The 14901-nt window shown below is 38.5% G+C and carries 12 protein-coding genes; 10 read left to right on the forward strand and 2 right to left on the reverse strand.

The window, feature by feature from the left end; translation table 11 throughout:
- Window positions 1–25: 25 nt before the first annotated feature.
- The 10 genes from B7E04_RS15980 to B7E04_RS16025 all read left to right on the forward strand — a co-directional run bounded on the left by B7E04_RS15980 (window position 26) and on the right by B7E04_RS16025 (window position 12272).
- Complete coding sequence (locus B7E04_RS15980; protein ID WP_080779510.1) at window positions 26–2764, forward strand: T9SS type A sorting domain-containing protein; 2739 nt, start codon at window positions 26–28, stop codon at window positions 2762–2764.
- A 256-nt stretch (window positions 2765–3020) separates the two neighbouring features.
- Complete coding sequence (locus B7E04_RS15985) at window positions 3021–5873, forward strand: sensor histidine kinase (protein ID WP_165439453.1); 2853 nt, start codon at window positions 3021–3023, stop codon at window positions 5871–5873.
- Window positions 5842–6573 (forward strand): LytR/AlgR family response regulator transcription factor, encoded by a 732-nt coding sequence (locus B7E04_RS15990; RefSeq protein WP_080779512.1) that lies wholly within the window; start codon window positions 5842–5844, stop codon window positions 6571–6573. Before B7E04_RS15985 ends, B7E04_RS15990 begins: the two co-directional genes overlap by 32 nt.
- Before the next feature lie 298 nt (window positions 6574–6871).
- On the forward strand, window positions 6872–7078 hold the full coding sequence (locus B7E04_RS15995; RefSeq protein WP_080779513.1) for a hypothetical protein: 207 nt from the start codon (window positions 6872–6874) through the stop codon (window positions 7076–7078).
- A 201-nt stretch (window positions 7079–7279) separates the two neighbouring features.
- Window positions 7280–7507: a hypothetical protein gene (locus B7E04_RS16000; protein ID WP_139785417.1), complete on the forward strand. Its 228-nt coding sequence runs from the start codon at window positions 7280–7282 to the stop codon at window positions 7505–7507.
- A 70-nt stretch (window positions 7508–7577) separates the two neighbouring features.
- Window positions 7578–8576, forward strand: coding sequence for a grasp-with-spasm system ATP-grasp peptide maturase (gene gwsG / locus B7E04_RS16005; RefSeq protein ID WP_080779515.1), 999 nt, complete (start codon window positions 7578–7580; stop codon window positions 8574–8576).
- Window positions 8576–8788, forward strand: coding sequence for a hypothetical protein (locus B7E04_RS16010; RefSeq protein WP_165439454.1), 213 nt, complete (start codon window positions 8576–8578; stop codon window positions 8786–8788). Before gwsG ends, B7E04_RS16010 begins: the two co-directional genes overlap by 1 nt.
- Window positions 8785–9879 carry a grasp-with-spasm system SPASM domain peptide maturase gene (gene gwsS, locus B7E04_RS16015; RefSeq protein ID WP_165439455.1) on the forward strand — a complete coding sequence of 365 codons (1095 nt, stop codon included), beginning with the start codon at window positions 8785–8787 and terminating at the stop codon, window positions 9877–9879. Before B7E04_RS16010 ends, gwsS begins: the two co-directional genes overlap by 4 nt.
- 328 nt (window positions 9880–10207) lie before the next feature.
- Entirely contained in the window at window positions 10208–11014 is an 807-nt protein-coding gene (locus B7E04_RS16020; protein ID WP_080779518.1) for a hypothetical protein, read from the forward strand.
- A 109-nt stretch (window positions 11015–11123) separates the two neighbouring features.
- Window positions 11124–12272 carry a methionine aminotransferase gene (locus B7E04_RS16025; protein ID WP_080779519.1) on the forward strand — a complete coding sequence of 383 codons (1149 nt, stop codon included), beginning with the start codon at window positions 11124–11126 and terminating at the stop codon, window positions 12270–12272.
- A 173-nt stretch (window positions 12273–12445) separates the two neighbouring features.
- Here B7E04_RS16025 and cls read toward each other — a convergent pair whose 3' ends face one another.
- Window positions 12446–13909, reverse strand: coding sequence for a cardiolipin synthase (gene cls, locus B7E04_RS16030; protein WP_080779520.1), 1464 nt, complete (start codon window positions 13907–13909; stop codon window positions 12446–12448).
- 213 nt (window positions 13910–14122) lie between these two features.
- Window positions 14123–14887: an SDR family NAD(P)-dependent oxidoreductase gene (locus tag B7E04_RS16035; RefSeq protein WP_080779521.1), complete on the reverse strand. Its 765-nt coding sequence runs from the start codon at window positions 14885–14887 to the stop codon at window positions 14123–14125.
- Window positions 14888–14901 lie beyond the last annotated feature (14 nt).

The raw sequence follows: 14901 nt of genomic DNA on the forward strand, positions 1-14901 counted from the left end.
AAAACTTTTAATCTAAACTATAACTATGAAAACAATACCTATTCTTTTTAGAAAAAATATTCCCCTCGTTCTATTCGCATTGCTGGGAAATGCATTATCAGCCCAGGAAGCTCTGCTGAATCCTACAACAACCGTTTATGATGGTTTGAGCACCGACATCGAAACTTTTGTATGTCCAGCTTTCAGTATTCAGGAAACGTTGCAGGAAAATAATTCTGACCAACAGCCGGCTCCTGTTATTTTTGCAAAAAAATTTGATACTGACATCACAACCACAAATTCCGGTCTATGGGAAAAAGTAGATGATCTTCATGTATGGCGGTACAGAATCAGCTCAAAAGACGCTTATTCCATGATGTTGATCTTCAAAAACATGCGCCTTCCGGATGACACCAGCCTTTTTATTTATAACGAAGATATGAGCTATGTGGTAGGTCCGGTCACCAAGACCTACAATACGGAGAGCGGCATATTTCCCACTGAACTGATCCCCGGAAGCATCATCATCGTAGAACTCGTTATTAAAGACAGCAGCTATAAAGAAGGAACACCATACTTCACTATAGGTAATGTATCTCATGATTTCCTTGATGTATTTGATCTGGCAAGCGGTACCCAGAAACCTGGTAAAATCCTGAAATGTCACAATGATATTAACTGCAATATCGGCAGTGAATGGCAGACTCACAAAAGAGGGGTTGCTCTTATTACCATTGGGGGTAAAGGACTTTGCTCGGGATCTTTAATCAATAATACGGCTACTAACGGAAAACCTTTATTCCTGACCGCTGACCATTGTTATGGTTTACTGAGCAACCCCGCAAACAGCGTTTTCTACTTTAACCATGAGAAGGAAAATTGCGACGGACCTAACTCAGATTACAGAAAAAACGATGATGTTATTAAAATATCAGGAGCTACCCGGGTAAGCTCTAATAATTATTCTGATATGCTATTGCTTCAATTGAATGATAGAATACCATCTTCTTATAAGCCCTATTTTCCCGGTTGGGACAGATCCGGAAACAATCCTTCCAGAGGTGTTGTGATTCACCATCCTAACGGAAATCCAAAAAAAATAACTTTAGATAATCAAACCTTAGCTCCTAATACGTCACCTGTATTAGGATGGCAATCAGGGACAATGTGGGAATCATGGCCTGACAGCGGTACTATAGAAGGAGGCTCATCAGGATCCCCCTTATTCAATCAGGAAGGAAAAATTGTGGGGCACACTACTGCAACAAAGATTGATGGATTTACCAACGGTATATTTTCTGAACCAAAACCAAAATATGTATGCCCTCCCAATAATATATCACATTTTGGCCGTCTATCTGTAGCATGGAATAATGGAACATCAAATCAAAGCCTTAAAGAACATCTGGATCCTGGTAATACCAATCAAATATCCATACAAGGTCTTATCCCTGCTGGCTGGAGACATTACAAATTCCCGTCAGATTATGACAGCAGGAAAGTTAACAACGGTCCATATGACGTTGTACAAGTTGGGCTTGGTAACCAAATTTTCTACAGAACAAAGTATGACAAAATTAATTTGTACTACTCGACTGCTGCAGGCTGGCAGCATGGAGCGGTTCAGCCTTCCGGATCATCTGCAGTAAGTGGAGATATTGCTGTAGGTTTGGGAAATCAGGTGTTTTATAGAAATGCCAATGGAAATGTAGGAACAATGTATTGGGCCAACAATACCTGGCAGTATGGTGTGGTAGGAGGCAATGTACATGTTGCACCCCATAGTTTGGTATTAGGTGACAACAATGATGTGATTTACAGGGGCACTGATGATAAAATGCATATTTTGTACTGGAGTAATAACGCATGGCACCATGGTGTGATCTCAGGAGCTGTTAATAATAATACCAAAATTGCAGGAGATATTGTAATGGGCAATGGTGGACAGATATTTTATAGAGGCGGAGACGGAAAACTGCAGATGTATTACTGGGGTAATAATGCATGGGTACATGCCTATGTGGACCCTGCCGGAAGTAACGCTTCTTCAAATAATAATATCCATTCCGCTCCGGGAGCTATCAGTATTGATAAAAACAATAACAATACAGTTTATTATCGTGGCGCAGACAATAGGATGCACAGATACTACTGGGGCTCCAATTCCTGGCAGCATGAATGGCTGGGAACAAACAATGATGCCAATGTGTACGGAGATGTAAGTGCTGGGGAAGGTAACCAGATTTTTTACCGTGGTACTGACGGGAAGATGCATCTATACTACCGCAGTAACAATAATACCTGGATTCATGACTGGGTGGAGACCAGCTGGCAGGCTCCCAATGCCAATAATGTAGCTGGTTCTATAGGCGTAGGACCTGGCAACAAATTATTCTACAGGGGAAATAATGGGTTTATGCAAAACTATTTCTGGAATGCTGCACAAACGTTAAAAAACAATGGAGATTCTGAAAATTTCGGAATGGAAAAGACCCCGCCAAGCCCTACCATTCCAAAAGAAAGTATTACAGAGATCCCATCTAAACTCGTTCCAAATCCGGCAAAAGATGATGTTACATTAACAATGGAATCCCAATATAAAACTACTGTGAAGATTGTAGTGACCGATATGCAGGGAAAAACAGTAATGGACCATTCTCAAAAAGCAGAGGCTGGAAAAAACTCTATAACATTGAACATAAATAAACTGCATAAAGGTATTTATCTTGTTAAAATCCAGGATGCCAAAGGATCTGCTACAGTTCACAAATTAATTAAAGAATAATTGATTATAGGATATTCATATATTTTTAAAAACTAAGCAAATAAAACACAAATCATTACGAGCAGTAGAAATTTTTAAAGTTTCTGCTGCTTTTTCATTTAGGAATAAAGCTTATTTCCCTGTTTATATTGCATTATTATCAAGCAAATTATATATTTACAGCATTATTCAATGCCGAGTGAAAAAAATATTTCTTTTTCTTTTATTTTCTTTTCTCATGCACTCCTCATCATTATTTTTTTCTCAGATCCCAGGGATGGTCAATTATAATGAAGAAGACGGCCTGAATAATTCATATACCTACTCGCTGAGTCAGGATGCTTCCGGTTTTCTCTGGATAGGAAGCGATAACGGAATGTTCCGGTTTGATGGGAAGGAATTCAAACATTTCGGCAGCAAAAACGGATTGAAAAACATTGATGTCCTTTCCTGTTTTCCCCTCTCCAACGGAGAAGTTTTCATTGCTCCTTTTCTGAATGATTTTGCCTACTTCAAAAATGGAAAGGTAATCAACTCAGATATGAACAGCGAAATTAAGAAAATACAGTTCTCTTATAATCCTGACTATTACATTGATGGAAGTTCTCTGTATTTACACTCCACCTACAGCCCTGACACCATTTATATCTACAACAACGGAAAAGTGAACAGAATTCCGCTGGCTACAAAAAAAAAATCTATGGCTGGTTATTATGCCTTTGGCCTGAACATGGCTGATCATATTCTTTATCTTAAAGGCAGCAATCAAAATATTATAGCCTATGACGTTATCAGCAGAAAGAAAACCTTCTGTAATATTACCGCTGATAAAGGTACTTTCATCATCAGAAAAGGTAATATTTTCGTGTTCAGAAATAAAAGAAATATTAATGTTTATAAGCTGCATAACAAGACTTATTTTAAAAAAATTAAAAGTTACCGGGTACAGGAAAATATAGGCAAACATATTGTTGATAATAATTACCGGCTCTGGCTGTTTCTGAAATCAGGCGGAGCACTTTACTTCAAAGAGTCGCTCCTGGAAAATAGAGAATTCTCAAGGCCTGTAAAAATGATGGAAAACTACATCATCAGTGATGTTTTGATAGATAAGGACAACAACACCTGGTTTTCTACCCGTAACAACGGACTTTTTTTCATTGCAGACCGTTTTTTCAAAAACTATATTCATCTCCCCATCAGTAATAATACCTCACACATTACGGTTATTGGCAAAAACAATGACGGGATATATCTTGGATACAATGAAGCTAAAAGCGGTGTCTATCACAACGGAAAAGTTACGGATCTCATTTTTGAAAAGAATATCAGAATAGAGCACAAAGCTATTTTTGCAGAAGGAAATACAGTTATATTCGGTCTTACGAGCAGGCTTTTTCAGTATGACATCAAATCCAAAGAGACACATTCTTTAAACAATTTTGTGTTGAAAAATATTGTTCCTTATACACCGGGATCTGTACTGCTCTGTACATCAGAAGGACTTTTTGCCTACAACTATGGTTCGAGAAAATATACGGATGTGCTCAGCAAAGAAAGGATCTATACTGCCCTTCCCTATGCCCGTGACAGCCTGTTTGCAGGAAGTTTTAAAGATCTGTATAAAGTGAGTACAATTACCAAAAAGAAAAAACTTTTCCTGGAGGGGTATTATTTCACAGATCTGAAAAAACTCGGAGAGAATTTATATGCCGGAGCAACTAATCTGAACGGGATCATTCTCTTTGATAAAAACTCAATTATCCGGAAAATCAACGAAAATACAGGCCTGCCCACCAGCCAGATCAAAAAAATAGAAGTTGAGAATAAAAATATCTTCTGGGCAAGCACCAATTATGGGCTCAGCAGAATAGAACTGAGAGGAAATGATATTAAAATCAATAATTTCACCCAAACAGACGGACTTCCTTCCAATACGGTAGCCGGCTGCGTACTGTCCGGTGATACTGTGTTTGTAGGTACATCAAAGGGACTTGGTATTCTTTCGGCCAGAAGCCTGATGGAACAAAAAAAATTTATTAACAAAAAAGTAATCATCAATTCTGTTGTGATCGGGGGTAAGGAGATTTTCGATATCCACCAGGCATTGACGGGACAAACACCCGATAATGATATTACGTTCAATGTAAGTTTCCCTGATTTTACTTCACAGGGAAAAATAAGTTACCGCTATAGAATTGAAGGGCTCAGTAATGTATGGCAGACCAGCAGTTCCCAGAAAATAAGTTTTTATTCCCTGCCTCCGGGAAACTATACTTTTACCGTTTTTGGAATTGGGTACAATGGGAATCGGTCTTATGCTCCTACTAAGCTTTATTTTGAAATCCGTCCGAAATTCTGGCAGACCTGGTGGTTTAAGACCATGATCATCAGTCTCGGCGCTGCAGCTCTATTTATAGCCATTACCCTGTATTTCCAGAAAAAAAGAAATAAAAAGCTGGAAACGCTTTATTATGAGAAAAAGATTGCCGAGCTGGAACTTCAGGCCATTAAAGCACAGATCAATCCCCATTTTATTTACAACTGTCTTAATTCCATACAGTTTCTCCTCTATAAAAAAGATTACCGGGAAACGGAAAATTATCTTGAAATATTTGCCCGGATGATCAGGAAAACCCTGCATTATTCTGAGAAAACATTTATGCCCATCAAAGAAGAGTCGGAATATCTGTCTTTATATCTGGATATGGAAAAACTCAGGTTAAAAGACCTGTTTGATTACCGCATCAGGATTTCTGAAAAGATGGATACAAACTGGATCGTGCCTTCCCTGCTGATACAGCCATTTGTAGAAAACGCCATCAAACATGGAGTGGCCGGCTTAAAGGGCAGAAAAGGAAAAATAGAGATATTATTTGACCATGACGGAACCTCCCTCTGCGTTACCATTGAAGACAACGGTGTAGGCATCGGCAGCGGAAGACAGGCAAAAGCAGATTCTTTCGGGGTAAAATTATCTCAGAAAAGAATTGAAACATTCAGGCAGCTTTTTGAGACTCATATACTATTAGAGATTTATGACCTTTCTGAAAAAGAGCAGAGGCCGGGAACTCAGATCAAACTTTATATAAAACCCTATGAAAACCAAAATACAAGCATGCATCATTGATGACGAACAGGATGGAAGAGATTATATTGCTCTCCTCCTGGAAAATGAATTTCCTGAGATCCAAACTGTATTTCAGGCATCCAGTGTGGAAGAAGCGTATATCTATCTTTCCAAAAATTCACCGGACATTATCTTTCTGGATGTTCAGCTGAAAGACGGTACCGCCTTCGATCTGCTCTCAAAATTCAGGGAGCTGGATTCCCAGATTATTTTCATTACGGCATTTGAAAAATTTGCGATTCAGGCTATTAAAAACAGTGCGGCAGATTATCTGCTGAAGCCCATCAACAAAATGGATTTCATCATTGCCATCAATAAGGTCCTGGAACATATTAAAAAAAATAAAGGCTCTTCCGGTATTTCATTATCCGACAATAAAATCAGCCTGCCGACCCTTCAGGGTTTCAAACTGACCAATATTAATGACATCATCCGTTGTGAAGCGGATTCAAGCTATACTACTTTTTATCTGACAGATAAGACCAAAATTATTGTCTCCAAAACACTTCATGATTTTGAGGAACATCTTATCAGGTATAATTTTTTCAGGATTCATCACAAGCACCTGATCAATCTGTTCCATCTTAAAGAATATATCAAAGGAAAAGGCGGGCAGGTCATTATGACGGATGATTCCGTGCTTGACGTTTCCGTACGCAAGAAAAATGATTTCCTTGCCAGGATAGATTTTATAGAATAATCATGTCAGTGATTTTCCCGACAAAACTAATTCACACTTAACTGATTTTTATTTTCACTTAATTACAAACTCATTACACTTACTAATTATGGCTGGATTTCTAACCATAATCTGATTAAACTTGTATATACATTGTTACCAGCAAGTATATTCCGGTCGCGACGGATTACAGGTTTATCCTTATTGGCCTCACATCAAAAAGGAAACAGGAAGATACAGCTATCCCTGAACAAAATGCTGTACGCTGAACAATTACTTCACGGCGGAAAGACAGAAGTACAATTAAAATCACAATATCATGAAACTGGAAAGTTTAAAATCAGAGAAATTCGAAGTCCTTAACAAAAAACAAATGCAACGTGTGTTTGGTGGTGACTGTACAAGAGACGGTGTTTGGGCTAATGGGATGCAATACGCAAGTGATGAAGTATCTATATCCGACAAAAAAATATATCTTTATGATGTTAATGGAAAATGTATTTTTGAAGGAACATACAAACAATAGTACTTTATTTCTATTCAGTAATAAGACTGTTCAATCAGTAAATTAAGTTCTTGACTTACTTATTTTCAGTCGAAATAGTCTTAAAATTCTTTAATTATTTTTTTTAATAAACAGGACACAGCGATCACCTGAGTAAAATGCTGTACGCTGAACAATTACTTCACGGCGGTAAGACAGAAGTAGAACTAAAATCACAATATCATGAAACTAGAAAGTTTAAAATCAGAGAAATTTGAAGCAATGACAGCTGATAAAATGAGCGTCATTAAAGGAGGATATAATGTTGCAACCGGCGGTGGCCCTGCTTATTATCAGGGGCGTGAAATTTCAACAACCAGCGACATCAATGTCTATAATAATGACACCAATCATTGGACCACACAAATTCTTTATCTGAAAGATGGAAGCAAAATTGTAATCTCCATGTGATGTTGAATAGAAAATATAATGGGTTAGAAGGAATTTTTAACCCATTATATTTTTCGTAATAATTATTCGTATGATTTTTATACAGTCGGCACAGAATGATTCCTCTACAAACAACATCCTTGACTGGATTCTGTATTTAGATATTCACAAAAAAATACAACGGCAGAATGATATCGCCTCCCTTGATAAGGTATCCATTCATATCAATAAAGATGTCCGGATAAAAGGAAGCACGATCAATACCATTTTTGATTCTGATGAAATCAGCCGGAGATGGTACAGAAGGGGTGCGTTTTCTTTTGATGAGATAGCTTTACCAAAGGATCACAAAACCTCTCATGTTTCTTATCCTACACAGAATTATCTTAAAAAAGAAATGGATTATATTTTAAAATTAATTGATAAAAACATAACCCATTCCCAAAATAGAATCAATACATATTCGGATAATGGCACTAATAAAACAGATAACCTGATCGTAGCATCACAGACAGGATTAAGAATTCCCGATACTTTAATCACCAATGAAGCTGAAGAATTACTGCTATTTGCTCAAAAACATACAAAGATTATTACAAAAGCTATTTCTTCCAGTAATTATGAATTAAATCTCGATGATTATAAAGTTCATATGCATTGTGCGACTGAAATGATCAATATAAAAGATGTAGATCAGAAACAGAATATAAAAACGTCATTCCCTGCTTTCTACCAGCAATACATCGAAAAAAAGTATGAGCTCCGCATATTTTATCTGAAGGGTAAATTCTACACCATGGCTATCTTCTCGCAAGCCAACGAAAAAACAAAAATAGATTTCAGGAATTATGATACCGAACGGCCGAACCGATGCGTTCCCTATCAGCTGCCAAAAGAAATTGAAGAAAAACTGCACCATTTTATGCAAAGCATTGATTTGAATTGTGGTTCTATAGACATGATCTACACCCCTGAAAAAGAATATGTCTTTCTGGAAGTAAATCCTGTAGGCCAGTTCCAGTGGCTGTCAAAAAACTGCAATTATGATATTGAAAGAGAAATTGCTCTTGAACTTATAAAAGAAAGATGATGAAAAAAGAAGATAAAATAAAAGAAGAAATAAAAAAATGGATTGATGATAACAGAGGTTCTTTACCTCTTAATGTAGATAGCTGGGAAATACATGTGAGCAGAAATAAAGAAAATAAAAAGCCTGCATCCATAGAATTGGGTAAATACAATGCCCGGATTATGATTTCCGATCCTTTTTATAAACCATACTCTAAAACATTTCTCTTGTGATAACTGAGACATTATTACTTTTGTACAGCCACTGTATCATCGTACAAGGGGCCGAACGTTCTGTCATCTGCGATTTGCAGCGCCAGAACATCTACCCTGTCCCGAATGCCTTCAGTGCATTGTTCAAGGACGGAAGGTATATTGATATCCCCGAAACCGTTTCACAATTGGATGATGAAGGAAATGAAATATTAAAAGAATATTTTGAGTTCCTGGAAGAAAATGAGCTGGCATTTTATTGTTCCTCAGAGGACTTTCCCCTTTTTCCAAAAATGACTGAAGAATGGTTGTTTCCCGCCCATATTTCCCATTGTATACTGGACGCGTGGAATGAACTCCCCTATTTTAACGGATCTTTCTTAAAACAACTGGAAGTTTTATGCTGTAATTTCATTCAGTTCCGGTTCTTTAAAAAAGTTACATGGCAGGAGCTGGACAGGATAATGGCACTTATCAATCCCTCACAGATCAAATCTGTCGAAATTATACTTCCTTTCGATAAAGAAGACGGGGAATTTTATAAAAAAGCAGAATCTTTTGTCAGCGCAAACGGAAAAATCAGTAACCTTACTCTATCCGGAGCTTCAGAAAAAAAAATATACAAGGAGGGGCTTTACGGTATGGGATTCATCCTGCAGACTGAAAAGCATATCACCAGTCAGTACCACTGCGGGATGGTAGACACCAGTTTATTTTCGGTTAATATTCCAACGTACACCGAGTCTTTAGCTCATAACTCCTGTCTCAACCGCAAGATAAGTATAGACACAGAAGGCAATATCAAAAACTGCCCCAGTATGAAAGAAAGTTTCGGAAACATCAGAAGCACCTCGTTGCAGGAAGCTGTGGACCATCCGGAATTTAAAAAATACTGGAATATTACAAAAGACCTGATTATAAAATGTAAAGACTGTGAGTTCAGGCATATCTGCACCGATTGTCGTGCTTACACTGATAATCCGGACGATCTGTATTCTGCTCCGCTTAAATGCGGGTATGATCCCTACACCTGCGAATGGGAAGACTGGAGCACCAATCCTCTGAAAGAAAAAGCCATCCTGCACTACGGAATGCAGGAATTAGTCCGGTAAGATCTTTCAGGCAAACAGTAAATATCAGCATGATATTCAAAATGATATGGTCCAGGATTTTACCATCCGGGTTCTATTCCTCAAAATTGATGTGAATTATGACTTTTTTTGTTAAAACAAATGGTTTTATTCATTCCAATTATCCCGGGAAAATTAACACTTATCTCTGATTTGTTGACACTTACTAGAAAAACACCTACACTTACCAATTCACATAAAAGGGAATTGATAATCCATTTAACTTTATTTAAAACTAAAATGAGAGTCGGACCATATTATTCAGATGATCCGGCTCTCAAAAACTAACCAACCATAAAAACTATTGTATATGAAACTCAGAAACATGACCATCTTAGGATTGTCAGCATGCCTGTTTATTCTATCAGGCTGCCGTGAAAACAATGAACAATTTGAAGAACCAGTGGCAGAAAAAACAGCCACTGCGCTAAACAAAAACTCCGACCTGCCACCGGCACCACCGGAAATCCGGGAAGAATTTGCCCAGGACGGTATCAACATTGATAAAGTACGCGTTGAATACTTCTCAGACGGCCAGCCTGTCGACATGATTGCAGATCTCGAAGGTAAGTATCCTGTAGCGTCTCTCGTAAAAAATCCTGTAGACCAGTCTGCGGTCATTACCGTAAGAACTTTTTCCAGCGAAGAAAGATACCTTGTTTACGGTGACCAGAAAGGTTTGAAATTCCGTGAAACCAAAGCATTTAATGAAACCATACAAAAATACGCCGAAGTCAATGGGCTGGTTCAGATGGCAGAAGCAGGAGAACAGCTTCCCGACAGCTATTATGCCTTTGAAAACCAGCAGTATCAGGCCTTCTTTGGAGCCTTCAGTCCGGGATGGCTGCGGGTGTATGATGACATTATCCCGTATGGGTCCAATAAATATGTGATGTCACCCTTCGTTCCTACTCTTGGATTCTGGTTCTTTGATAACTGGAATAATAAAATTGGTTGCTACAAAAGACAGCATCTCTACATGGTGGAACATTTGTATGATAAGAAATTCTTCAAAAAACATCTGGTTTCACTTGCAGGATGGGGTGGTTCTACCGTAATGTTCTGGGGAATCCTGGGCTATTGCAACAACAGAGTAGAATCTATGCTACTCTTTTAAATAACGCAAAATAAATAGAAGGCTGTTTCGGAAGAAGCAGCCTTTTTGCGTATCACTGTTTCATGATTGCGAAAAATAAATTAAATTCGGTTTAATAAAATTGCTCTTCATGATACAACTTCCTTTATCCAAGCTTTCCAATGTAGGGACCACTATTTTCAGCCAGATGACCCAACTGGCCAACGAAAACGAGGCCATCAACCTTTCTCAGGGATTTCCGGACTTTATGCCGGATCCTGAACTGCTGGACCATGTGACCCATTTCATTCAAAAAGGCTTCAACCAATACGCCCCGCTGGGAGGAATGATCCCGCTAAAGGAAGAAATAGCAAGAAAAATTGAGAACAGCAACCAGGCCGTTTATCACCCTGATTCCGAAATTACAGTAACCGCAGGAGGAACCCAGGCTATTTTCACTGCCATTGCGGCATTTGTGAAAAAAGATGATGAAGTAATTATTTTTGAACCTGCGTATGACTGTTATGAGCCTACCGTAGAGCTTTTCGGAGGCATTGTAAAACGTTTTGAAATGAAAGCCCCGGATTATGAGATCGACTGGAATATCGTAAAAGATCTGGTAAGCGACAAAACCAAAATGATTATCCTGAACAACCCGAATAACCCTTCCGGAAAGATCTTAAAGGAAAATGACCTGCAGGAGCTGATCAAACTTGTGAAAGATACTTCTATTCTTATCCTCAGTGATGAAGTATATGAAAATATTGTTTTTGACGGAAACAAGCACCTGAGCATCTGCCGCTATCCCGAACTGAAAGAAAGAAGTCTTCTTGTTGCGTCGTTTGGAAAACTGTTTCACGTTACCGGCTGGAAAACCGGTTATTGTGCAGCGCCTAAAAATCTTACCGATGAGTTCAGAAAAGTTCACCAGTTCAATGTATTCTGTGTAAATACCCCTATCCAACTCGCTTTGGCGGAATACATGAAAAACGATGAACATTACAATCACCTGAATACTTTTTTCCAGGAAAAGAGGGATTTCCTCAGAAAAGGCCTTGAAGGAACCTCATTCGGACTCCTCGATTGTGAAGGAACCTATTTCCAGGCCCTTACCTACGATAAAATTTCCGATAAAAATGATTTTGACTTCGCTTCAGAACTTACCATCAACCATAAAGTAGCCAGTGTTCCCTTTTCCTCATTCTACAAAAATAAAAGGAACGATCATGTGATCAGATTATGTTTTGCGAAAAAACAGGAAACGTTGGAGAGGGCTATAGAAAACCTATCTAAACTGTGATTTTATGGCAAAAGGGCAAAGAGGCTAAATGGCGAAAAGGCTAAGATGGTAAAGAAAGCAAAAAAGGCAAATGGCTTTCTTTGCTTTCTAAGCTTCCTTTGCGTCCAGATTATGTTCGCAAAAAACAGGAGACTTTGGAAAGAGCTACAGAAAACCTTTCCAGGCTTTAAAATTTATATCAGCGGAGAAAGCAGTCTGGCCATATGTTCAAAGAAAACTTTGGATTTTGGCCTTTTTCTCCAGGATTCTAGGGAAATTTCTTCGCAGTCATTCATATCCTCATGGAAAAGGTCCTGAAGTTTCCTGTTGATCTTTTGGTCAAAAACCAATGCATTAACTTCAAAATTCAGTTCCTGACTCCGCACATCCATATTGGCTGTACCTACCGATGAAAAATAATCATCTATTAGCATTGTTTTGGCATGAATAAAACCTTTTTTGTAAAAAAATATCCTCACTTTATTTTCTAAAAGCTCTTCGTAGTAAGAATAGGCAGCCGCATTTACAATAACGGAATCACCGGATTTCGGGACCATCAATCTGACGTCAGCACCGGAAAGAGCAGCCTGTTTAATCGCGTTCAGCACCGTTTCAACCGGAACAAAATAAGGAGTAACAATATAAATTCTCTTTTTAGCAGAAAGCACCGCAGATGTTGTACTCAGCATAATAGAAGGTTGGGTATCCGGGCCGCTGGCCGCCGTCTGAATCAATGAATTTCCCCCGCCTTCCTTTTTTGTAAAATAAAGCTGGGAGACTTCAGGAATTTTTTCCGTTGCAAAAACCCAGTTGCTGAAAAACAGAAACTGAAAGTAGAAAGCCGCCTCTCCTTTCATATACAGATGGATATCCCTCCAATATTGACCGGGGTTAGGGTTAATGTACTTATCGGAAACATTGATTCCACCTGTAAAAACTTCTGCCCCATCCACAATGATCATTTTTCTGTGATCTCGGTAATTAACCCGGTTAGCCAAAAGCCTGAACGTAATTTTATTAACAGGGGAAACCTGCACTCCGGCATCTTTCAGTCTGCTCAGAAGTTTTTTTCCTATTTTTCCGCTTCCCATATCATCATACAGAAAACGGACAATCACGCCGTCTTCAGCCTTTCTGATCAATACATCAGCCAGCCTGTTCCCTATCTCATCATTATCATAAATATAATATTCCAAATGAATATGATGAACGGCCCTTTCAAGAACCTCAAAAACTTTTTCAAATTTACCTTCTCCGTTGATCAGCACTTCTGCATGATTTCCCTGTGACAAAGGAGAATGTCCTGCATTATAAAGAAAATTAATGGTCGTCAGAAACTGATCTATGTCCTCTTTATGATGTTCCAGGGTTTTATGATGAGTTTCCCTGATATACGTGCTAACGGCCTGATACACCTGCTCATTCCGTTCTATTTTAAAGGTATAAAATTTATTTTTCCGGTAATTCACTCCAAAAACAAAGTAAATGATAATGCCCACCACAGGAAGAAAAATAATAAGCATGAGGTAGGCCAGGGTTTTACTTGTATTCTTCGTATCCATGATAATTTTCCCAGCCAGAAAAATAATTCCTATAAGATAAAGAACTTCAAGCCCTACGAGGATATAGGGAAACTGGTTAAAAAATTCTTTAATCATAGGAATGAAGTTTATTATTGATATTAAAGGTAGGCAAATTTGATAAAACTTCTTATCTATTCATTCCGCGACGAAAAAAAACCAGTCCTTTTTCAGAACCGGTTTATTATGGCTATTATATAGGATTACTTCTTTGCTTTACATCTCGTAAAATCAAATTAGCAAATCTACCTTTTCGCTGTTTTGCCCTTTTGCCTCTTCGCTTTTTCGCCTCTACAAAAACATTCCTCCCGAAGCTTCAATTCTCTGCCCGTTGATCCAGCCGGCATCATCCGTGCACAGGAAGGCCACTACTCCGCCGATATCATCCGGAAGTCCGGCTCTTCCCAACGCTGTGATGCTTGATACCATTGAGTTCACATGTTCATCATCTCTGGTTCTTCCGCCTCCGAAATCTGTTTCTATCGCTCCCGGTGCAATTACATTTGCTTTGATCCTGCGGGATCCTAATTCTTTGGCCATGTATTTGGTCAGCATCTCTACTCCCGCCTTCATAGAGCCATATACGGATGATCCGGGTAAAGCAAATCTTGCCAGTCCTGATGAAATATTAATGATTCCTCCGCCATCATTGATAAAAGGAAGCATTTTCTGGGTCAGAAAGAAGACTCCTTTGAAATGAACATCTACAATATCATCCAGCTGTTCTTCAGTAGTTTCCGTAATGGGTGCGTACAAAGCGGTTCCTGCATTATTAACCAGATAATCAATATTTGAATTTCCGGTTTCACTTTCCAGATAATCTGTGATGTTTTTAATGAATGCATCGAAACTTTTCACATCCCTGGTATCAAGCTGGTAAGCAATGGCCTTTTGCCCCAATGCTTTTATTTCATTGACCACAGCATCCGCTTCTTCTCTGCTGCTGTTATAGGTTATGATAACGTCTAATCCTTTCTGGGCAATTTTAAGGGCTGCATTTTTTCCAAGTCCGCGGCTTCCACCGGTTACCAATGCGATTTTTGATTTTGTATTCATTATTAGTATGATTT

The organism is Chryseobacterium phocaeense (assembly GCF_900169075.1).
GTDB classification, from domain to species: Bacteria; Bacteroidota; Bacteroidia; order Flavobacteriales; family Weeksellaceae; genus Chryseobacterium; species Chryseobacterium phocaeense.